Source organism: Neptuniibacter sp. QD48_55, assembly GCF_047778115.1.
Lineage (GTDB): Bacteria > Pseudomonadota > Gammaproteobacteria > Pseudomonadales > Balneatricaceae > Neptuniibacter.
Map to the genome: position 1 here is coordinate 1,639,335 of NZ_CP180555.1, position 22,318 is coordinate 1,661,652.

Genomic DNA, 22,318 nt, shown 5'->3' on the forward strand with positions numbered 1-22,318 from the left:
TTAACTATTTTGGAATAATGGGATAATTGCTAAAAATTAAGCCCTTAAATGATGAGTTGGTGGGAGTTAGTTAGGCCGATGGGTAAAAAAGTCTCCGTTTTGTTTGTGTGTTTGGGGAATATTTGTCGCTCACCAACCGCGCATGGCGTTTTTCAGGCAAAAGTTTTAGAGCAGGGTTTGGCTGGTGATATTCAGATCGATTCGGCTGGAACAGCGGCTTATCACGTGGGTAATCCACCTGATTCTCGTTCTGCAAAAGCAGCTAAACGACGCGGCTATGACTTGAGCTCGTTAAGGGCTCGTCAGGCAGTTACCGCTGATTTCGCTCAGTTTGATTATATTCTTGCTATGGACACTCAAAACTTGCGTGATCTGCAAGCTATATCTCCCACTAACTATCAAGGAAGGCTGTGCTTGTTTTTGGATTATGCAGGCATGAGCTCCGCTGATGTTCCAGATCCTTACTATGATGGTGAAGCTGGTTTCGAGCATGTTCTGGATCTTGTGGAATCAGCATCAGACGGTCTTCTACAGCATATAAAGAAGGAATTAAGTTAATGGCTTGGCAGAAAGAGGCTGACCTTACGGCGCATAATAGTTTTGGCTTCAAAGCTATTGCTGAGCATTACACGCAAGTCCAAACCGTTGAAGAATTAGAATCTGCGTTAGGTGACGTTGAAGCTAATAACTGGCCTCTATTGGTTTTAGGTGGTGGCAGTAATCTAGTGTTACGTGATCGAATTCCTGGTGCAGTTATCTCTGTTGGAATAACAGGGGTGAAGGTGCTGGCTGATGATGGTGATCAAGCAATAGTCGAAGTCGGTGCTGGTGAAAACTGGCATTCATTTATTGGTCGTCTATTAGAGATGGGGCTGCATGGCCTGGAAAACTTAGCGCTTATACCAGGTTCAGTTGGTGCGGCACCTGTACAAAATATTGGTGCTTACGGGGTTGAGTTAAAAGACTGCTTCCACAGTCTGACGGCTTATGATCGCAAGAATAAAGAGCTGGTTCAGATTGATCGTGAAGAATGTCAGTTTGGATATCGGGACAGTATCTTTAAATCCGCAGAACATGGTCGTTATCTTATCTGGAGTGTTAGGTTTTCTTTAACAAGTACTTTTACTCCGCAACTAGCGTACCGTGGTTTGGCTGATGTTCTTAGTGCCAAGGGTATTGATCAGCCGACAGCCTTAGATGTGTACACTGCCGTTTGCGATATTCGCAGCTCTAAGCTTCCAGTACCTTCGGTGATAGGTAATGCCGGTAGTTTCTTTGAAAACCCTGTGATCAGTAATGCGCAATTCGATACGCTAAAGACTAAGTTCCCAAATATTGTTGGGTATCCAGATGGGGATGAGCATCATAAAGTTGCAGCTGGCTGGCTGATTGATCAGTTGGGCTGGAAGGGACATAAAGGCGATGGGGTTGGTGTATACGATAAACAAGCTCTAGTGTTGGTCAATCTAGGGGAGGGTGATGCCGATCGTTTGTTAACCTTAGCTTCAGATATAAAAGCTTCAGTGAAGCGGCAGTATGATATAGATCTGCATATAGAGCCTCGAATATATCCTTGTTAGTTTGAGTATGCTTGAATGTCTAAAAAGGCGACCCATTGGGTCGCCTTTTTATTTGCATGTCTTTAGGTTTAGGTTGCAGATATGTATGTCGTCATTATTCTTTAGTTTTAGTGCAAAATAATAGGATTGTCGACAATCCTGCTTGTTTACCGCGTATTTACTGATTTCTTTAAGTTTTTATTGATCTGGATTGTGCTTATAAATAGGCGTATCAGCCTTTTGTATTAGATTAAACAGAGATATTCTCAGTTAAAGTGTGTCTACACATTCGAGAAAGTGTCTACAATAAATAGTGTTTCGACAAATAATTCCTCGTAGAAGGAAGCTAATAACAAGAAACCATAAAAATCGCTTTCAGTGTCTACAATTCGTTAACTTATGGGAAAGAGGCCAGAGTGCATGACTTATAGAGCAGAATATTCTAAGTCTATTGAGGCGCCAGAAGAGTTTTGGAAAGAAAAGGCGCAAGATCTTAAATGGTTTAAAGCACCTGAAAAGATTCTATCGAAAGATGAGAACGGTATTGATCGTTGGTTTGCTGATGGCGAGATGAATACTGCCTATCTTGCATTGGATTACCATGTGGAAAATGGTCGTGCTGATACTACAGCGATCATCTACGATTCCCCGGTTACAGGTCAGAAGCGAAAGATTAGTTACCTAGAGCTAAGAGATGAGGTGGCTAAATTTGCAGGTGTACTTAAATCTCAAGGTGTTGAAAAGGGAGATCGTGTAGTTATCTATATGCCGATGATCCCTGAAGCTGTTGTTGCAATGCTTGCAGTGGCGCGTTTAGGTGCCATTCATTCTGTTGTATTTGGTGGCTTCGCACCTCAAGAGCTGGCTGTTCGTATCGATGATGCAGAGCCTAAAGTGATTGTTTCTGCTTCTTGCGGTATTGAGATTGCTAAAGTAATCGAATATAAGCCAATGCTTGATCAGGCTATTGAAAAATCAGCTCACAAGCCTGATGCATGTGTCATTCTTCAGCGTCCGCAGGTTGAAGCTTCTTTAGTAGATGGTCGAGATCTTGATTGGAATGAAGCAATGGCATCTGCGGAGCCTGCTGAATGCGTACCAGTAAAAGGTACTGATCCGCTTTATATTCTTTATACATCGGGCACTACAGGTAAGCCTAAAGGTGTTGTTCGTGATAATGGCGGTCATGCCGTTGCCATGAAGTATTCCATGAAAGCTATCTACAACGTAGAAGCTGGAGATGTATTCTGGGCTGCTTCAGATGTCGGTTGGGTAGTAGGTCACTCTTATATTGTTTATGGGCCTCTACTGGCTGGTTGCTCAACGATTGTTTACGAAGGTAAGCCTGTGCGCACACCAGATGCTGGTGCATTCTGGCGTGTATGTGAAGAGTATAAAGCTAAAGTACTTTTCTCAGCTCCAACTGCATTCCGTGCGATTAAGAAAGAAGACCCTGAAGGTGAGCTGGTTAAAAACTACGACCTTTCAAATCTACAGTCAGTATTTATGGCGGGTGAGCGCCTTGATCCGCCGACTTATCACTGGACTATGGAAACGACAGGTAAGCCAGTTATCGATCATTGGTGGCAGACTGAAACAGGTTGGGCTATCTGTGGCAATATGACGGGTATTGAAACGCTGCCACCAAAAGCGGGCTCTGCAACAGTCCCAATTTCGGGCTTTAATGTGCAGATTTTAGATGCTGAAGGTAATGAGCTTCCAGCGGGAGAGCAGGGCTCTATTGCTGTTAAGCTTCCATTGCCACCGAGTTGCTTCCCAACTGTTTGGGGTGATTTTGAGCGTTATCGTTCAAGCTATCTATCTGATTACCCGGGCTACTACTGTTCTGGCGATGGCGGCTACAAAGATGAAGATGGTTATGTTTTCATCATGGGTCGTACAGATGACGTAATTAACGTTGCGGGTCATCGTCTGTCTACCGGTGAGATGGAAGAGATCGTAGCGGGCCACCAAGCAGTAGCGGAATGTGCTGTAATTGGTGTAAATGACCCACTAAAAGGTCAGCAGCCAATTGGCTTTGTGTTACTTAAAAACGGCGTAGAAATTGACGAAGCAGATCTTGAGGCAGAGTTGGTTGCGCTGGTACGTAAAGAGATAGGTGCTGTGGCTTGCTTTAAGCGTGCAGTAGTCGTTGATCGTTTACCAAAAACTCGTTCTGGTAAGATTTTACGTAAATTGATGCGTCAGATATCTGCTGGTGAAGACTATGCTGTTCCATCAACTATCGATGATCCGACAAGTTTGTCTGTCATGGAAGAGGTAATGGAAAGAAACGGTCTGGTTGGTATCTAAATCGAATTAGATAGCGGAAGAATCTAAAAAAGCCGTCTGATAATCAGACGGCTTTTTTGTTGTTAGGGGGGGGAGGGCCTCTAGGATTATTGTTTGGTTTCTGACTTAGAGACTTTGTTGAGAATCCAGTCTAGAGCGCAGGTTGGCAGCAAGCGCTTAAGAATGCCAAAGAGCCATGTGGGTGTAGTTACATAATAGCGAGGTCGAGGCTTTAAGCTGGTCAATGCGTGATAGAGCGCTTTGTATACAGCTTCAGGCCCGAGAGTGAAAGGGTCCTTGCTGTAATCGTTGTTGGTTTTTGCAAGTCGAGCTTCCACTGCATTATAGGTGTCTCTATGGAAGCTAGTTTCCCTATCGATATTTTTCTTGAAAGCAGAGAATGCGTTTGCTCTAAATTGGCTTTCAATTGGGCCTGGTTCAATTAGGCTTACATGAATGTTGCTACCATCTAATTCTTGTCTTAGCGTGTCTGTCAGGCCTTCTAATGCAAATTTGGAGGCATTGTATGCGCCTCGATACTGCATTGTAATGATGCCTAGTACTGAGCTATTTTGAATTATGCGCCCATGGTTTTGCTGGCGCATAAGCTTGAGTACTTTGCAGGTTAGCTCGTGTGTACCAAATAAATTGGTCTCGAATTGCTCGCGTAAAGTATCTCTGCTCAAGTCTTCAACTGCGCCGGGTTGGCCATAAGCACCGTTATTAAAAAGGGCGTCCAGTTTTCCATCTGTTTGACTTAGAACCCATTCAAGTGCTTCGTCGATAGAATTGCTGTCATTTAGGTCTAACTTTATGCTTCTCAGTCCCTCTGCAGTTAAGCGTTCGACATCTTCTTGTTTACGGGCTGTTGCAAAGACTTTGAAGCCGGCATCGTGTAGCTCTTTGGCGCAGTAGTATCCAATACCAGATGAGCAGCCAGTAATGAGTATGGAATGCATAGATGACTCTTAGGAAGTAGTTAAAGTTGGAAATTAATCTTAACTTGGTTTTAGGCTTAGCTTTATGATTTTTAATGGTTTTTTATATTAATGGTGAATTTTGCCTGAAAAATACATTTTATCAGCTAACCTAAATAAGGTCGGAATTAATTCCAAAGTACCATACATGTCAAAGCGTGACCTACCTATTATCTGACTGTACATACCTTTCAATAACAAAAAACAGAGGAAAAGCATTATGTGGACTAAGCCTGCTTACACTGATTTGCGTATCGGTTTTGAAGTTACTATGTACTTCGCAAACCGTTAATAGCAAAGCTGTTACGTATTTTTAAATTACCCCGGCTATATGTCGGGGTAATTTATCTTGGAAGGACCCAAATCCCGTTCGAGGATTTTTCAAAGCAACTTTTCTTATGCGATCCTGCCTTTTTCCTGATATTTTACTGCAGGATGTCGACGGTTAATAAGTAGAAGAATAACAATGAAAGTACAAGTATTAGGCTCTGCCGCTGGTGGCGGTTTCCCTCAGTGGAACTGTAACTGCAAAAACTGCACAGGTGTTCGTGCAGGTACAATTAATGCAAAACCACGCACTCAATCTTCAATCACTGTAAGTGCGGATGGTGAAAACTGGATTCTTTTCAACACATCTCCAGATATTCGTGAGCAGCTAGCTAACTTTGGTCCTATGCAGCCTAACCGCTCAATTCGTGATACGGGTATCTCTGCGATCGTATATATGGATAGCCAAATTGACCACACGACAGGTTTATTAATGTTGCGTGAGGGTTGTCCGCATAACATTTGGTGTACAGAGATGGTTGAGCAGGACCTGACTACAGGTTTCCCTGTTTTTAATATGCTTAAGCATTGGAATGGCGGTAATAACATCAACCGCATCCCAATCGGTGAAAATGACAATACTTTTGTCATTCCTCAAGTGCCTGAGCTTAAGCTTACTGCTGTGCCGCTACTAAGTAGTGCGCCTCCTTATTCTCCTCACAGAGATGACCCGCACCCAGGTGATAATATCGGTATTCAAATCGAAGACACGCGTACGGGTAAAAAATTGTTCTATGCGCCTGGTCTTGGTCAGATCGAGCCTCATTTGCGCGCTTATATGGAATCTGCAGATGTATTGTTAGTAGACGGTACTATCTGGCAGGAAGATGAGCTTATCGTTACCGGTGTTGGTGATAAGCTAGGTGTTGCAATGGGTCATCTGCCTCAGTCTGGTGAGGGTGGCATGATTGAGTATCTAGATACGCTGGATAACCCGCGTAAGATTCTCATCCACATCAATAATACCAACCCGATCTTAGATGAAGATTCTCCTGAGCGTGCTGAAGTTGAATCTCATGATATCGAAATTGCTTACGATGGAATGTCGATCGAGCTTTAATTTCGGGAAGTGTGTAGAGGTTAATATAAAAAATGAGTAGTGCAGAAGATAAGCAGCCTTTAACGCGTGATGAATTTGAAAAGGCTCTAAGAGCTAAAGGTGATTTCTACCATACGCAGCACCCTTACCATATTGCTATGTATGAAGGTAAATCTACGCCTGAGCAGATCCGTGGTTGGGTAGCTAACCGTTTTTACTATCAGATTAGCATTCCTGTAAAAGATGCTGCGATTATGGCTAACTGCCCAGATCGTGAAGTGCGCCGTCATTGGGTACAGCGTGTACTTGATCATGATGGTTTTGAGGGCGCAGAGGGCGGTATTGAGGCTTGGTTGCGTTTAGGTGAAGCTGTAGGTATGACTCGTGAAGAGATACTATCTGGTGAGCATGTTTTGCCTGGCGTTCGTTTTGCGGTAGATGCGTACATCAATTTTGCCCGTCGTGCGACTTGGCAAGAAGCTGCAAGCTCCTCTTTAACTGAGCTATTTGCGCCGACGATTCATCAGAATCGCCTGGATACTTGGCCTGATCATTACCCATGGATCAAGGAAGATGGTTACCAATACTTCCGTAACCGTCTAACTGAAGCGCGTCGTGATGTGGTTCATGGTCTTGAAATTACGCTTGATCATTATACAACGCGTGAGCAGCAAGATCGTATGCTTGAAATTCTTCAGTTTAAGCTGGATGTTCTGTGGACTATGCTGGATGCCATGACTATGGCCTATGAGTATGAGCGTGCACCTTATCACACAGTAACTGATCAGAAGGTTTATCACCGAGGATTGTTTAATGACTGATGCGGTAGCTTTTGTGGCATCGGATGTTCCTGTGCTGAACAATATGTTTCGCTTTCAGTGGGAGAAGGCTCAGGATTGTTATGTCCTGCTTTATCCTGAAGGTATGATTCAGTTAAATGGACCTGCTGGCGAAATAATGGCGCTGGTTGATGGTGAGCGTGACGCTGCGAAAATTATCGCAGAATTGGAAGCGAAGTTTTCTGATGCTGGCGATCTTTCTGGCGATGTTCTTGAGTTTCTGGCTGAAGCGAAAAAGCAAGGCTGGTTAGCTTAAAGATCTACCTGCCTCTTGGTGTGCAAGGGGCGGGACCCTTTCTAAATTTATTCCTACATATCTTTTACTTACCTGTTATAGGTCATCTTTTTTGTGCGTTTATTTGGTGCTTTGGTAGTAGTTCATTGCTACCATTTAAGTCTGCACAAACTAGCTGTCGAGAGTGATGATAGCTATAGTTGATAATAATAATTTGTGAAAGATTTTATGACTTCTTCCTCTTGTAATGGCTCGCCTTCACGACCAAATATTGGTCATCCTGTAGAAAAAACTCACGGTCGTCCTTTATGGTTGTTAGCGGAGCTAACTTATAAATGTCCGTTGCAGTGTCCGTATTGTTCTAATCCTCTAGATTTTGCTGATTTTGGCGGTGAATTAACAACGCAACAATGGTTGGATGTATTTCAGCAGGGAAGGGAATTAGGCGCTGTACAGCTTGGTTTTTCGGGTGGTGAGCCTCTCGTGCGCCAGGACCTTATCGAGTTGATCGGTGGTGCGCATGAAATGGGTTATTACACCAACTTGATTACATCGGGTGTTGGTCTTAATGAGCGCAAGATGGCTGAATTTCACAAAGCAGGCTTGGATCATATTCAAGTTAGCTTTCAGGCTAGTGACGAATCCGTAAATAATATGGTGGCTGGTTCTCAAAAAGCATTCCAGCAAAAGCTTAAAATGGCTAGAGAGGTTAAGGCGCAGGGTTACCCTATGGTGCTTAACTTCGTGACCCATCGTCATAATATTGATCGTATCGATAAGATTATCGAGTTATGCGTAGAACTTGAAGCTGATTATGTTGAGCTTGCTACCTGCCAGTACTACGGTTGGGCTTTCGAGAATGTGGAGCAATTGCTGCCAACTCAAGCGCAGCTCGAGCGAGCTGAACGTATTACTAATGAGTACCGTGAAAAATTAGCAGCTCAAGGTAATCCTATTAAGTTAATTTTTGTGACGCCGGATTATTATGAGGAGCGTCCAAAGGGTTGTATGAATGGTTGGGGGCAGGTTTTCTTAACCGTTACACCGGATGGTAAGGCTTTGCCTTGTCATAGTGCGCGAATGCTGCCGCTAGATTTTCCAAATGTTAAAGAGATGACTTTGCAGCAAATTTGGGATGATAGCCCTGGGTTCAATTATTTCCGCGGTGATGACTGGATGAAAGAGCCGTGTCGTAGTTGTGATGAAAAGGATAAAGATTTTGGTGGCTGTCATTGTCAGGCTTATATGCTTACAGGTGATATGCATAATGCAGATCCTGTCTGTTCTAAATCTGAGCATCACTATAAGATCGTTGAGGCTAGGCAAAATGCTGAGAAAGTTGTGAATAATCCTGATGATTTCGTTTACAGAAATGATCGTAACTCTCGGGTGTTTGCAAAAGGTTAATCTTAATCGCTATGCCGAATTCAAATTCACCTGGCTTTTGGTCTTCATCTCTTACAGAAGCTGATGCTATTAGTGCTGGTGTTGAATATAGTCAGTTACAGATAAGCCAAAAAGGTGATCTTTATTGGGTTGAGCAGCGGCCAAATGAGGGCGGACGTTGCTGTATCTGTTTTGAATTAGAGTCTCAGCCGGGTGTTCAGCACGAATTAACGCCATCCGAGTTTAGTGTTCAAAGTAAAGTATATGAGTATGGTGGCCGTAGTTGGGCTCTGCTTGATGATGCGTTGGTGTTTGTTAATGCTAGTGATCAACAAATTTACAAGCAGAGTTTCAGTGGATCTTGTGATGTTATCCAAGTAACCAACCAGTCTAATACCCGATATATTGAGCCTATATGGGATGAATCCCGAGATCGCTTGATTGCCATTCAAGAGGTTCATGCTGACGCTGGTGTTATAAATCGAATTGTTGCTATCGGTTTGTCTGATGGCTCGGTTGAAGTTTTGGTCGAGGGTGCAGATTTTTATAGCTACCCTGTGATTAATCCGCAGGGATCTGTACTTGCATTTGTTAGCTGGAATCATCCTCATCAGCCGTGGACTTCAACTCAATTCTCATATCTTAATCTAACGTCTTCAGAGCTCGATGTGCCTATCCCTGTTGCGGGTCATAATTATGAGGAGGCGCTTTCTCAGCCATATTTTTCGCCTAAGGGTGAATTGTATGTTGTTACCGATCGCTCTGGCTGGTGGAATGTCTACAGATGCGATTTAGATAATCACGTCTTGGTGCCTGTCGAGAAAGAGTCGTGCGATATGATTTCTGCGCCTTGGCAGTCGGGTCTAACGCATTATGCTGAAACATCGTCAAAAGTTGTTTCGATTCATCATAAGCATGAAGGCTCAGAGGTCATACTTGATGGTGCCTCTTTAGCGCCTGAATTTAATTACTTTAAATCATTGGTTGCTGTTGGTGATTGGGTTTGTGTGGTGGCAGCGGCCAAGGATCAACTTATTTCAGTGGTTAAGGTTAATACTGAGACTAGTCAGGTTAGAGTTGTTGCGGGAGGTTGTTCTCCCTTGATGGGTGCGGATTGCTCTTTCGCACAGCCTATGACGTTCTCTAAAGCGGGCTCTACTTGCTATGGCTATTTTTATTCTCCAGCCAATAGTCAGTATTCAATTGATCGCTCGCAAGCTCCCCTAGTTGTATTCCTTCATGGAGGACCAACAGCGGCAACTTATCCTGTTTTGAATATGAAGATCCAGTATTGGACCCAGCGTGGATTTTCGGTATTGGATTTGAACTATCGGGGTAGTAGTAACTATGGTCGAGCTTACCGCAATTATCTTCAGCATCAATGGGGTATTGTAGAGGTCGAGGATATTCAGTCAGCAATAGATGAATTGGTGGAACTGGGCTTTGTTGATAAAGGTGCGGTTTTTGTTCGTGGTAACAGCTCGGGTGGTTTTTCTGCACTAAGTGCGGTTTATCAGCTTGATTGTTTTGCGGCAGCTGCCAGCTTGTACGGAGTCACGGATCCACTAGTTCTTGATGGTTGTACTCATAAGTTTGAATCAAACTATCTTCATTGGCTGATTGGCGATCCTGTTACAGAGGAGTCTGTGTATCGCGAACGTGCTCCACTGGATAATGTTGATCAAATTAATTGCCCTGTGATCTTCTTTCAGGGAGAGAAGGATAGGGTTGTGTTGCCTGAGCAGACTCGGGCGATGGAAAAGGCTCTGAAAAACCGAAAGATAAAAGTAGAGGCATATTATTTTGCCGATGAGGCTCATGGATTTCGGGTGGCTGATACTGCGGAAGTAGTACTGAAAAAAGAACTGGAATTTTATCGTTCTGAGATGAAAATGCATTCAACGGGTTGTGGTCCCAGCTTTCGGGATTAAGTTGGGTCTTAAGTATTACATCTATATTACATTGTTATGGGTAAGCAGCATAAAGGTCTTTGTGACATTTCTATGAAAAAATAGCGTGGATAAGAAAAATATATTCACAGGATTCATAGATAATGAGCTTGCAAAAAAAGTATTGGTTGCCATTGTTGGCTGCTGCTGCATGTAGCGCTGGGGTTTCTGCAGAAGATGCAACCCAATTAGAAGGTGTTACTGTTATTGGTAATACACCAATCTACGGTGTTGGTATTGAAAAAAATCGTATTGCTGCGGCTGTCCAGTCTGCTAATGCTGATGATCTAGAAAAGTCTCAGTCTCTAAATATTGCTGAGCATCTTCGCTATAACTTCAGTAGCGTAACAATCAATGAGGCGGTGAATAATCCATTCCAGCCTGATGTTCAATATCGTGGTTTCACGGCGTCCCCGTTACTTGGTTTGCCTCAAGGATTGTCTGTTTACGTTAACGGTATTCGTTTTAATGAGCCGTTTGGTGATACGGTAAATTGGGATCTTCTTCCTGAAGGTGCAATTCAGTCTGTAAACCTTTTTGCTGGTTCTAACCCTGTATTTGGTCAAAATACATTGGGTGGCGCATTATCAATCAAAACTAAAAACGGTTTTGATAATGAAGGCAATCAGATCGAAGCTTCTATCGGTAATGATGGTCGAATGAATGTAGAAGTTCAATCTGGCGGTAATGATGGTGAGTTTGGCTACTTTGTTATCGGTAATTACTACGAAGAAGATGGCTGGCGAGACCATTCACCTACGGAAGTTCAGCAAGGTTTGGCAACCTTAACTTGGCGTGGTGAAAACGGTAATAATATTGAGCTAACTGCGGCTGCTAACAACAACAAAATGATTGGTAATGGTGCTGCACCAATTGGCCTGTTGGAAGCTGAAGGTCGAGAAAGTATTTATACTCAACCTGACCAAACTGAAACAAATCTGGCGCTGCTTACGTTGAGCGGTGATACCTGGGTTGATGATAACACTCAGGTTGCAGGTAATGTTTTCTATCGTCGAAATAAAGTGAAAACTTTAAATGGCGATGATAGTGATTATGGTCTTTGTTATGTAGATGCAAACAACGAAAATCCATTGGCTGCTCCATTCGGTCCTAGTGTCAATGCTACGCTTTGTGAGGCAGAAGATGGTCTTGAAGCTGTAGAATTTCGTGGATTTGATGACGATGAGCATCTAGGTGATATTGATACGGATCTTCGTGATGAGCTGGTTGCGGATGATGAGGTATTTGATGGAACGTTAAATACTTCTGAAACTAAAATGGAAAGCTTTGGTCTAGGCTCTCAGGTTACTTTCCTTGATGATTTCAATGGTAAGGAAAATCAGCTGACGGTTGGTGGTAGCATCGACTATTCAGAGATCGATTTTCAGTCTGAAACGCAATTTGCTCGCCTTCGCAACGAAGAGGGTGAGGATCGCGGTGTTACAGGTATCGGTGTCTTTGATAATGAATCCAGTGTGCGCCTAGAGACAGATGTTACTAATATCGGTCTTTTTGTTACAGATACTTTAGCTCTTAATGAAAAGTTGGATCTAACTGTGTCTGCTCGCTATAACTACACCAATATTGATATGGTTGGTATTGGCGAAGAAAACCTTGATCTAACAGGTAATCACTCCTTTAAGCGCTTAAATCCAGCTGTTGGTCTGGCTTATCAAGCAAATGATCACATGAGTTATTACGGTAGCTATAGTGAATCTTCTCGAGCGCCGACTCCAGCAGAGCTGAGTTGTGCTGATCCGGAAGATCCGTGTAAGCTTCCAAATGGTTTTGTGTCTGATCCGCCGCTTGAGCAAGTTGTTGCTAAGTCTTTCGAAGTAGGCGTTCGCGGTAATAGTGCTGGTTATGGTTGGTCTGCAGGTGCGTTCCATACAATGAACCACGATGACATTATTTTCCAGAACGCGGGTACATTGGCTTCAGAAGGCTATTTTGCAAACGTTGGTAAGACTCGTCGCATGGGTATTGAGCTAGCGGCTAACAAGCAGTATGAAAATGTTGCTGTAGGTATTTCTTACACATGGATGGATGCAACATTCCAAACGCCGTTCAACTCTGTGAGTACCAATAATCCTCAAGGCGATACTCGTCCTGTAGAGAAGGGTGATGCGATCCCGGGTCTACCTGAACACAATATCAAGATCGTGGCGGATTGGGCGGTAACGTCTAAGTTTGATCTGGGCGCTGAAGTAAATTATCAAAGCAGTCAGTTCTACCGCGGTGATGAAGCGAATGAAAATGAAAAAGTGGATTCATTTGCAGTGGTTAACCTTCGCGGTCAATACAAGCTAACTAATAACGTTGAGTTGTTTGGTCGTATCGATAATGTCTTCGATAAAGACTATGAGACGTTCGGTGTCTACGGTGAGTCTGATGAAGTTCTTGAGGATCAAGGTATTGACGATCATCGCTTCGTAGGCCCAGGTAAACCACGTTCGGGTGTTATTGGTATTCGGGCGCGATTCTAATCGTTCTGTTTAGATGTGCTTAATGCGTATCTAATCCACAGTCTTTAATGACTAAAGCGCTGGCAGATTTGCCAGCGCTTTTTTTGTGCTTGTAATCTGTGATTTGTAATCAAGCCAAGTGATCTGATTTGTAAGTAATATAAATATTCAAATGTTGTTGCGTTTGTTTGGATCGGACGCAAACTTGTCTAGCCTCTAGCCTCTAGCCTCTAGCCTCTAGCCTCTAGCCTCTAGCCTCTAGCCTCTAGCCTCTAGCCTCTAGCCTCTAGCCTCTAGCCTCTAGCCTCTAGCCTCTAGCCTCTAGCCTCTAGCCTCTAGCCTCTAGCCTCTAGCCTCTAGCCTCTAGCCTCTAGCCTCTAGCCTCTAGCCTCTAGCCTCTAGCCTCTAGCCTCTAGCCTCTAGCCTCTAGCCTCTAGCCTCTAGCCTCTAGCCTCTAGCCTCTAGCCTCTAGCCTCTGGGAGTCTTGTCTAAAAAGGCGTCACTTATGGTCTGCGCCTAAAGTATTAGATGATTTCATTCTGTTGCAGAGCAGCAAATTTGAGGTGGTTAAAGGATAATGGTTTTATTCAAGAGCAGCTTATGTTCTTACATCCACTCTCTGGCTTTGAGTTTCTATCTAAGAGCTCTAACCGTCGTACTTCGCCTGCTTAGTTAGCAGGCTTTTTTTTGCCTGCAATAAAGCTTTTATAATCTTCTGAATAGCGAATAGCGAATAGCGAATAGCGAATAGCGAATAGCGAATAGCGAATAGCGAATAGCGAATAGCGAATAGCGAATAGCGAATAGCGAATAGCGAATAGCGAATAGCGAATAGCGAATAGCGAATAGCGAATAGCGCTATGTATTATTGGAAGTGTTTTTTGAGGGGTTAGAAGTAAAAGAAGGCCGCGGCTCTGGAGAAGGGGGGGACAGAGCAGCGGCCAATATCTAGCAAATTACTTTAAGTAGTAATTACCAGCTTAGTGCAGCACCAAGAGCGAACTGTTTAGTGTCTTGGTTTAGTACTTCAGATTCAGCATTGTCGTATTCAGCAATCAGTTTTAGGTTGCTGTTTACGTTGTACATGTATGCGATAGAAGACATTTCATCTTCAGCGCCAGTAGCTGTATCAGTTTCACCGTGTGAAAGGATAAAACGGTGATCGCCAGCTTGGTAAGCAGCCTGAACTAGGTAGCCATCAGTGTCTGTTTCAGCATTCAATAGGTCAGAAGCGAATAGAGTATCGATACCTTCCTGGTCGAAGCCAGAAACTGTGAACTGGAAGCCGCCCATTGCAACGCGTGCACCGTATGCGATACCGTGTGCGTCTACGTCGTTAGCGTCGTTTTCACCAATAGCACCACCGATCCAAGCGTTGAATTTGCCGCCATCGAAGTCAGTTGCGTAAGTGATCTCTGTTTCAAAACGCGCACCGTTGTCAGTATTTGCGTCGTTGCTTTCACCGCTTTCTGGATCTAGTACACCTACAGCAATCTGGAAGCCGTTGTTAACTGGTGAGCGGTAAGTGATCTGAGCACGTGGGCCAGCGTATGGGTAACCAATAGAAATGTTACCTAGAGTTACTTCATCGGTAGCAACTGTTGGAAGACCTGTGCCTAGTAGTAGCTCATCAGAGAAGATGTTAGAGCGACCGTATAGGCCGAAGTCTTTACCGAAAAGAACCTGACCGAAGTTGCCGTCTACAGTTGCGTAGAACTGACGTACATCGATCGCAGTGTCAGTGTTTTCAGTGTTACCATCGTTGATAGTTACCCAGAAAGAAGAGCGACCGCCAACTTTTAGGTCATCAATCTGCTTAGATACGTTGAAGCCGATGTAGTTAGGAAGGAAGCCCATACGTACACGTGATTGGTCTTCGTTGATAGCATCATTGTCAGTGTGAACGTAGAAAGCGTTGAAGTGACCATCAGCAGAGAAAGTTGTGCCATCCTGGTTATACAGTTCAATTGCAGCGCTTGCGTGTGCGCTCATGCCCATTGCAACTGCTACAGCTAACAGCTTGGCTTTGTTATTTTTCATGTCGCCCCCAATTAAGGAATTTAGTTTGTTTAACGATGGAGGAGATTATCGACAAGTGTTAGGAATGCTTACATGACCCTATAGTTCTTTTTAGATAGAACCATGGTTTGTGTATCAATTTAAGCTAAAGTCTTGAATTCTATGGGAGTATGGGTATTACATCTTAGGAGGTTGGCGGGTATTATATACTTAAGTGCACAAAAATTGTGCAGTGCAAAAATTCAATTAATGTTAATGATATCGATTATATGTTTCATTAATGTGTATGTCACTTTGGTCTAGTTAATGCTTCATGTAAACTTAATGACATCTTTCTGCTGTAGCAGAGTTGTCCTGTTGAGTACCTCTAATGAGTAGAGACATTTCAAATCTTCGAAAGTTCGTATCCCCAGAAATAATTTTTGGTGCTGGTGCTAGGTGCTCAGTGGCTAATTATGCGAAAAACTTTGGTGCGCGTAAGGTCTTGGTGGTTTCGGATCCGGGTGTGCAAGAAGCTGGATGGGTAAAAGAGATCTCTGATTTGCTGCTTGATGAAGAAATCGAGCATGTGGTTTTTGATGATGTGTCTGCTAACCCTAGAGCGGAAGAAGTAATGGCCGGAGCTCAAGTCTACCAAGAACATGGCTGTAATGTCATAGTTGCCGTCGGCGGTGGAAGCCCAATGGACTGCGCCAAGGGTATAGGGATTGTGAGTGCTAATGGTAAGCATATTTTGGATTATGAGGGTATTGATACCATTCATCTCCCAATACCTCCTCTTATTTTTATTCCTACTACTGCAGGTACTTCGGCTGATGTTTCGCAATTTGCGATTATTTCTGATCCTGTTGAGAAAGTTAAAATCTCTATTGTTAGCAAAGCAGTTGTACCGGATGTTGCTCTAATTGATCCAGAAACAACAATGACAATGGATCCGTTCCTAAGTGCTTGTACTGGTATTGATGCTCTGGTGCACGCGATAGAGGCGTTTGTGTCTACGGGTGCAGGACCGCTAACTGATATGCATGCGCTCGATGCTATGCGGCTTATTAACGATAACATCGTCACATTGGTTGAGCAGCCAAAAGATATTCATCTTCGTGAGCAAGTGATGCTTGGTTCAATGAAGGCGGGACTTGCTTTTTCTAATGCGATTCTTGGTGCGGTGCACGCTATGGCTCATAGCTTGGGCGGTTATAAAGATCTCCCTCATGGTTTGTGTAATGCCATATTATTAGAGCATGTTATTGATTTTAATTACTCAGAGGCCGAGGATCGATTCAAAGTTGTAGCGGAAACCATGGGGGTTGCAACTAAGGGTCTGAATACTAGTCAAATTCAGGTGGCTTTAAGGAATAAAGTTGTTCAATTAAAGCAAGATGTTGGACTGGATCAGAAATTAAAAGAAAATGGCGTCAATATCGTGGATATCCCTGTGTTATCTGATCATGCTTTACAGGATCCATGCATTCTTACCAATCCCCGTAAATCTAATAAACGAGATGTAGAAGTGGTGTATGAAGAAGCGCTTTAATAACCAAAGCCAAACAGTAGAAAGTCTAATTGGTTTAGGGAACCACTCTTCTCGAAAAAACTATCATTCTGAATTAGTTACTAAAATTGATGAACTTGAGCGTGAAAAGAACCGCTATAAGTGGCTATTTGAAAATGCTTTGCATGGGATTTTTCAGGCAAAATTAGATGAAGGGATAATATCTGCTAATCCTGCGATGGTTAAGTTATGTGGATATGATTCTGAGGAGCAGTTCCTTCAAAGAATAACGCAGCTGGATTCACTTCTTTTCTGTTGTGCTGATGCCTATTCTGATTTCCGTTATCAGCTCGCGCAATATGGAAGGGTTTTTAATTTTGAGACTCTCTTTCTGAAAGAAGATGGTCAATGTCTTCACGTTTCAGTCAGTGCTTTATCTAAAGATCCTGATGGTAATGGCCCCATTATTGAAGGGTTTGTTAAAGATATTACCGAACGAAAAAAATCTCAGGACCGATTGAAACAATTAAATGTTGAGCTTGAGGTTAGGGTAGCGAATCGTACGAAGGAGTTGCTCTCGCTAAATGATAAGCTTGTCCAAGAGATTTCAGAGCGCGAGCAAATTCAAAAAGAACTGAAAATTGCCAAAGACCTCGCAGAGGATGCCAATAAAAGTAAGGATAAATACCTTGCGGCAGCGAGTCATGATCTATTGCAACCAATGAATGCAGCTAGATTACTCATAGCTGCATTAAGAGAACGCTCTCTGCAAACTCAAGACGCCCATCTTGTAGAGAGAGTTCACTTGGCTCTCGAAAATGCTGAAGACCTTCTAACAGATCTATTAGATATTTCTAAGCTTGATCAGAATGCAGTACAGCCAGATATATCTGATTTCCGTATCAATCAGTTATTACTGTCGATGGTAAATGAGTTCGAGACTATAGCAGAGAATAAAAACATTAGGTTAAAGCTTGCTGAATGTTCAGCTGCGGTTACAAGTGATTCTCGACTATTGTTGAGAATTATCAGGAACTTTATCAGTAACGCAATCCGTTATACGAATGAGGGCTCTGTTCTTGTGGGCTGCCGTCGTAAAGGCCGGATGTTGAGTATCCAAGTTTGGGATACTGGGCTAGGTATTCCAGAAGAAAAGCAGCAGCTAGTTTTTAAAGAATTTCAGCAATTAGAAAATAAGTCGGCTAAAGATCGCCAAGGTGTTGGATTGGGCCTTGCCATAGTGGAGCGTATTGCTCATATGCTCGGGCATAGGCTGGTTGTTAAATCTGTGCCTGACAAGGGTTCTATGTTTGCTGTAGAGGTTCCATTGGTAGAACAGCTTCCACTCGAGGTTGCAGTACAACAATTCAATCAATTCGGAAGTGATCAATTATCGAACCTTGTGGTTTTGGTAATAGATAATGAAGAAAATATTCAGGCAAGTATGGAGGCGTTACTCACGCAGTGGGGTTGTTTCGTCATCACCGCCTCGAGCTTGAGCGAGGCTTTAGAAAAATGTACTGACGAGTACATAGTGCCGGAACTAATTCTTGCTGATTATCACCTGGATTTTGATCTGCTTGGTACTGATGCCATAGATGGGTTGAGAGAGCATTTTGGTTTGGATATTCCTGCAGTTATATTAACAGCAGATAGAAGCAGTGAATGTCGTCAGCTCTTTGAGAACAAAGGGCTTTCTCTGATTAATAAGCCTGTAAAACCAGGTAAATTAAGAGCCCTAATTACTCATTTGGTTTGTTAAATATCATTTACGTTGAGGTCTGCCAAAAAGGGGTCACAAGTAGTATTTGTTGATTTATCCTCAAGACCTAGAATGAAATGATTAAGCTTTTCCCGAGGATAGACCATTGACTCAGGACCCTGCGTTTTTGCTGGCTGCATCATTCAGTTCTGACCCTAGCACTGCTGCAAATGATCTTTTGTCGCAGCTTGATTCTCCAGAGATCAGTTTTATAACTTTTTTCTGTTCTGCTGAGTATCCCCTTAAGGAGCTTGCGACAGCACTTAATCAAGCTTTTCCTACAACTGAAATTGTTGGTTGCACTACTGCCGGTGAAATAACTCCTGATGGTTATGGGCAGGGCTGTATTACTGCTATTGGTTTTAAACAGTCTGGTTTTGCAATTGAAGCTGCTTCTATTGAGTGTCTAGATGACTTCAGTTTAACTGATGCTCAGATGCTGGTTGATCAGCTTATATCAGGTTGCCGTCATCATGAGATTGCGCCAATCAAAGGCAATACATTTGCCTTAACTTTGCTTGATGGTTTATCCATTCAAGAAGAAAATGTCCTTGTTACCCTTAACTCGGCCTTGGGGAGTATCCCAAACTTTGGCGGCTCTGCCGGAGATGACATCCATCTTGCTAAAACCCATGTTTTTTACAATGGTGAATTTCATACTGATGCTGCAGTAGTCATGTTGGTAAATACAATCTATGACTTCGAAGTATTTAGTACTCATCATATGAATCATCGTAATGACAAGCTTGTTGTTACAGAAGCGGATGCAGATAGTCGGTGTGTGTACGAGATAAATGCTGAACCTGCTGCGCTGGAATATGCAAGGGTGATAGGGGTTGCTGTTGAGGACTTAAATCACCACGTTTTCGCTCAAAACCCTGTTGCTGTGAAGCTTGGTGAAGAATATTTTGTGCGTTCTATTCAGCAGGTTAACGATGACCTTAGCATGAAATTTTATTGTGCGGTCGAGAATGGCATTGTTCTGACGGTCATGACACCAGGTGATATGGCTGCAGATCTCATTAGTAAGCTTGAAGTGATCGAAGAGAAAATAGGTGAGCCTCAGCTAATTATTGGCTGTGATTGCTTCTTGCGTCGTCTGGAGAGTGAGCTAAGGGGTAATTCTCAGCAGATATCCGATTTGCTTTGCAAAAATAAGGTTATTGGATTTAACACCTATGGAGAGCAGAAAGAGGGTATGCATATCAATCAGACCTTCACTGCCGTTGCCATCGGGAGAAATCTAAATGTCTGATCAGGCTGTACAAGATCGCATTGCCAAGCTCGAAGAAGAAAACCGCAAACTACGTAAAATAAACTCTGTTTTGGTTCAGCGAGTTGAGTCAGGTGGCGGTCAGAGTGCTAACCCTTATTCTGCATTTGAGCATTCTGTTGTACTTGCTGAGCAGGTGCGTGAGCGGACAGAGGCGCTCAATCGAGTCCTTTCAGAGCTGAAAATCAGTCATAGGGCACTTAAATTAGCCAACAATCAAGCTGCGTTAGCTAACCAGCGATTAGTGGATGCAATCGAAAGCATTTCGGATGCCTTTGTTCTATTTGATCAAGATAGAAAAATTGTCCTTTTTAATAGTAAGTTCAGTAGTGTTTGGGCATCAACGGGTTTAAATATCCAAACCGGTACAACAATACAGGACATTAGTCGTTTAGCGCGTGAAAGTGGTCTGATTGATGAAGAGTATCCAGATACAAATACAGGAAGTAAGGTTTATCGGCTAAATGATGGTCGTTGGGTTCAGATGTCAGAGCGTCCGACTCAGGATGGTGGTTTAGTAATTCTTTATACTGATATTACGGCACTTAAAGAGCGTGAAACGGCTGATAAAGAACATGCCTTAGCCCAGAAAACCAAGCTGCTACAAAACACTGTAGATAACCTATCTCAAGGTGTTGTGCTTGTTACTCCGGAAGGCCGGGTTGAGCTTTGGAATGACCGGTTCCTTGATCTTACAGGAGTTGAGCCCGATCAGGTTCAGTCGTATCCGCCGTTTGCGGCGCTAATGTTGGATAATCATTCAATTCTTCAGCATGCACTAACAGCGGCTCAGCAAGGTGAGGTGTTAGCCTCTGAGCAGCGAGGTGATCAAGGTCAGGTAATTGAGGTGCGAACGCATCCAATGCCTCAAGGTGGATTTGTAAATACCTATACAGATATTACCGAGCGTCACCGTTATGCTGAGTCGCTTCGTCAGAATGAACAGTGGATTCGTTTAATCACAGATAATGTCCCAGCTTTGATCGCCTATCTAGACCAAGATCTTAACTATGGCTTTGCCAATAAGGTTTATAGCGAATGGTTTGGTCGTGCTGACGGAGAATTAAATGGTCAGAGTATCCATGATGTTTATTCGCCGGATGAGTATGAGCGTTTAAGCCCGTATGTAGAAAAGGCTCTGTCGGGTCGAAATGTCACCTTCGAAACTTGGCAAACTAATTCTCGTGGCGAAGAGCGCTACATGCTCAAGTCTTATGTGGCTAATATTGATAAAGACGGAAAGCCGAACGGTTTCTTCGTTATGATTCGAGATATCACAGAACGACGCAGATCCGCCGAGGCTCTTGAGTTGTCGCACCAACTGCTTGAGCAAAGGGTGGAGGAGCGTACCTCTGAGTTGACGGAGCTAAACGAACAGTTGCGTTCAGAAATAACAGAGCGTGTTCAGGTGGAATCTCGCCTGTTAGATGCCAAGATGGAGGCGGAGCAGGCCAATCTTTCTAAAACTAAGTTCTTGGCGGCGGTGAGTCATGACTTGCTTCAGCCTTTGAATGCGGCTCGCTTATTCTCTGGTGCTTTGGCTGAGAAAATTGAAGATCCCAAAAACTGTTCTTTAGCGCAATCTGTATCCAACTCCCTAGACGATGTGGAATCACTTCTCCGTACACTGGTTGATATCTCCAAGCTAGATGCCGGCGTGGTAAAGGCGGACGTAATTACCTTTAATCTTCAAAGTTTGTTCGATACTTTAGCACCTGAATTCCAGCAGTTGGCAAATGCTGAAGGAATTGATTTCCGTTATGTGAAAAGTGGCGCAGTTGTGAAGTCGGATTCTCAACTATTAGCGCGTATTCTGCGTAATTTCTTAACTAACGCCATACGCTACACCAAAGAGGGGAAGATTTTACTCGGTTGTAGGCATGAGCCCGATTCAGTCTGGATCGAGGTTTATGACACCGGCCCTGGTATACCATCAAACAAGTTACAAGAGATCTTTCAGGAGTTTAAACGTCTTCAATCTGATCAGCCTGGTCAGGAGAAGGGTTTGGGCTTGGGTCTTGCGATAGTAGATAAAATTTCTCGAGTCTTGGGTCACGAGATTCGAGTGGATTCCGTTGAAGGTAAGGGCTCTGTATTTGGAGTAAAAGTACCTAAAGGTGTGCCTCTGGCGCCTGCGGAAGTTACTGGTCCGCACATTCCGATGATAACTGAGCGTCTCTCGGGTGCTTGCATCTGGTTGATTGATAATGATGAATCTATCTGTAAAGGGATGGAGATTTTATTGTCGGGCTGGGGTTGTCATGTTGTGACGGCGTTATCATATGACGATTTGGCGCAAAAGGTTGATTTTGCGGAAGACCCTGTAGATCTGTTAATTGCTGATTATCATCTTGATAATGATGAAACAGGCATTGATGCGGCCAAATCAGTAACCGAGAGAGTAGATAGTGATCTGCCTGTACTGATGATCACTGCTAACTACAGTAAAGAGCTGAACCAAGAGATACGAGATCTTGGTTTTATCCTTGTCAATAAGCCCATCAAGCCACTTAAGCTAAAAACTACGCTTATACATCTCTTAGAACAGCAGGTCGTTTAGGCCTGCTTGTTCTCATCTCAAAACATGCCCAAGCTCAATCTATAAGCTAGATATTCTAGTTCATGCTGGAAGTAATTCGCTTACTCTTGGAGGGTGTGTGTCTTTTGCTCAATCTTGAAATCGAAGAGAACAAAATAAAGAAGG

Annotated in this window: 16 protein-coding genes; 14 read left to right on the plus strand and 2 right to left on the minus strand. The window is 43.3% G+C overall.

Annotated elements, in window-relative coordinates; genetic code table 11:
- The first annotated feature begins 48 nt into the window (after positions 1 to 48).
- The 3 genes from ACMXYW_RS07535 to ACMXYW_RS07545 all read left to right on the plus strand — a co-directional run bounded on the left by ACMXYW_RS07535 (position 49) and on the right by ACMXYW_RS07545 (position 3,872).
- On the plus strand, positions 49 to 558 hold the full coding sequence (locus tag ACMXYW_RS07535) for a low molecular weight protein-tyrosine-phosphatase (RefSeq protein ID WP_415905764.1): 510 nt from the start codon (positions 49 to 51) through the stop codon (positions 556 to 558).
- Positions 558 to 1,580: a UDP-N-acetylmuramate dehydrogenase gene (gene murB / locus ACMXYW_RS07540; protein WP_415905765.1), complete on the plus strand. Its 1,023-nt coding sequence runs from the start codon at positions 558 to 560 to the stop codon at positions 1,578 to 1,580. The genes ACMXYW_RS07535 and murB overlap by 1 nt, the downstream gene beginning before the upstream one ends.
- Before the next feature lie 399 nt (positions 1,581 to 1,979).
- Positions 1,980 to 3,872, plus strand: a complete 1,893-nt coding sequence (locus ACMXYW_RS07545) for a propionyl-CoA synthetase (protein WP_415905766.1) — start codon at positions 1,980 to 1,982, stop codon at positions 3,870 to 3,872.
- Between the two features lie 86 nt (positions 3,873 to 3,958).
- Here the strand turns inward: ACMXYW_RS07545 and ACMXYW_RS07550 are convergent, their stop codons facing one another.
- Positions 3,959 to 4,810: an SDR family oxidoreductase gene (locus ACMXYW_RS07550; protein ID WP_415905767.1), complete on the minus strand. Its 852-nt coding sequence runs from the start codon at positions 4,808 to 4,810 to the stop codon at positions 3,959 to 3,961.
- Positions 4,811 to 5,048: 238 nt separating this feature from the next.
- On the opposite strand from ACMXYW_RS07550, the gene pqqA reads away from it, so the two are divergent.
- The 7 genes from pqqA to ACMXYW_RS07585 all read left to right on the plus strand — a co-directional run bounded on the left by pqqA (position 5,049) and on the right by ACMXYW_RS07585 (position 13,089).
- Positions 5,049 to 5,120 (plus strand): pyrroloquinoline quinone precursor peptide PqqA, encoded by a 72-nt coding sequence (gene pqqA / locus ACMXYW_RS07555; protein ID WP_003243383.1) that lies wholly within the window; start codon positions 5,049 to 5,051, stop codon positions 5,118 to 5,120.
- A 174-nt stretch (positions 5,121 to 5,294) separates the two neighbouring features.
- Positions 5,295 to 6,215: a pyrroloquinoline quinone biosynthesis protein PqqB gene (gene pqqB / locus ACMXYW_RS07560; protein WP_415894621.1), complete on the plus strand. Its 921-nt coding sequence runs from the start codon at positions 5,295 to 5,297 to the stop codon at positions 6,213 to 6,215.
- 32 nt (positions 6,216 to 6,247) lie between these two features.
- Positions 6,248 to 7,015: a pyrroloquinoline-quinone synthase PqqC gene (gene pqqC, locus ACMXYW_RS07565; RefSeq protein ID WP_415905768.1), complete on the plus strand. Its 768-nt coding sequence runs from the start codon at positions 6,248 to 6,250 to the stop codon at positions 7,013 to 7,015.
- The gene (gene pqqD / locus ACMXYW_RS07570) at positions 7,008 to 7,289 is read left to right on the plus strand and encodes a pyrroloquinoline quinone biosynthesis peptide chaperone PqqD (RefSeq protein ID WP_415905769.1); all 282 of its coding nucleotides are present in this window, start codon (positions 7,008 to 7,010) and stop codon (positions 7,287 to 7,289) included. The genes pqqC and pqqD overlap by 8 nt, the downstream gene beginning before the upstream one ends.
- Before the next feature lie 207 nt (positions 7,290 to 7,496).
- A complete protein-coding gene (pqqE, locus tag ACMXYW_RS07575) occupies positions 7,497 to 8,675 on the plus strand; it encodes a pyrroloquinoline quinone biosynthesis protein PqqE (protein ID WP_415905770.1) in 1,179 nt (392 codons plus the stop codon).
- Between the two features lie 11 nt (positions 8,676 to 8,686).
- A complete protein-coding gene (locus tag ACMXYW_RS07580) occupies positions 8,687 to 10,585 on the plus strand; it encodes a S9 family peptidase (protein WP_415905771.1) in 1,899 nt (632 codons plus the stop codon).
- Between the two features lie 122 nt (positions 10,586 to 10,707).
- Positions 10,708 to 13,089, plus strand: coding sequence for a TonB-dependent receptor (locus ACMXYW_RS07585; protein ID WP_415905772.1), 2,382 nt, complete (start codon positions 10,708 to 10,710; stop codon positions 13,087 to 13,089).
- A gap of 951 nt (positions 13,090 to 14,040) precedes the next feature.
- Here ACMXYW_RS07585 and ACMXYW_RS07590 read toward each other — a convergent pair.
- The gene (locus tag ACMXYW_RS07590; protein ID WP_415905773.1) at positions 14,041 to 15,108 is read right to left on the minus strand and encodes a porin; all 1,068 of its coding nucleotides are present in this window, start codon (positions 15,106 to 15,108) and stop codon (positions 14,041 to 14,043) included.
- Positions 15,109 to 15,532: 424 nt separating this feature from the next.
- Between ACMXYW_RS07590 and ercA the strand changes: the two genes are divergently transcribed.
- The 4 genes from ercA to ACMXYW_RS07610 all read left to right on the plus strand — a co-directional run bounded on the left by ercA (position 15,533) and on the right by ACMXYW_RS07610 (position 22,174).
- A complete protein-coding gene (gene ercA, locus ACMXYW_RS07595) occupies positions 15,533 to 16,621 on the plus strand; it encodes an alcohol dehydrogenase-like regulatory protein ErcA (RefSeq protein WP_415905774.1) in 1,089 nt (362 codons plus the stop codon).
- Positions 16,605 to 18,341, plus strand: a complete 1,737-nt coding sequence (locus tag ACMXYW_RS07600) for a NahK/ErcS family hybrid sensor histidine kinase/response regulator (RefSeq protein ID WP_415905775.1) — start codon at positions 16,605 to 16,607, stop codon at positions 18,339 to 18,341. Before ercA ends, ACMXYW_RS07600 begins: the two co-directional genes overlap by 17 nt.
- 106 nt (positions 18,342 to 18,447) lie before the next feature.
- Positions 18,448 to 19,596, plus strand: a complete 1,149-nt coding sequence (nosP, locus tag ACMXYW_RS07605; RefSeq protein ID WP_415905776.1) for a nitric oxide-sensing protein NosP — start codon at positions 18,448 to 18,450, stop codon at positions 19,594 to 19,596.
- Positions 19,589 to 22,174, plus strand: a complete 2,586-nt coding sequence (locus ACMXYW_RS07610) for a NahK/ErcS family hybrid sensor histidine kinase/response regulator (protein ID WP_415905777.1) — start codon at positions 19,589 to 19,591, stop codon at positions 22,172 to 22,174. Before nosP ends, ACMXYW_RS07610 begins: the two co-directional genes overlap by 8 nt.
- Positions 22,175 to 22,318: the final 144 nt, after the last annotated feature.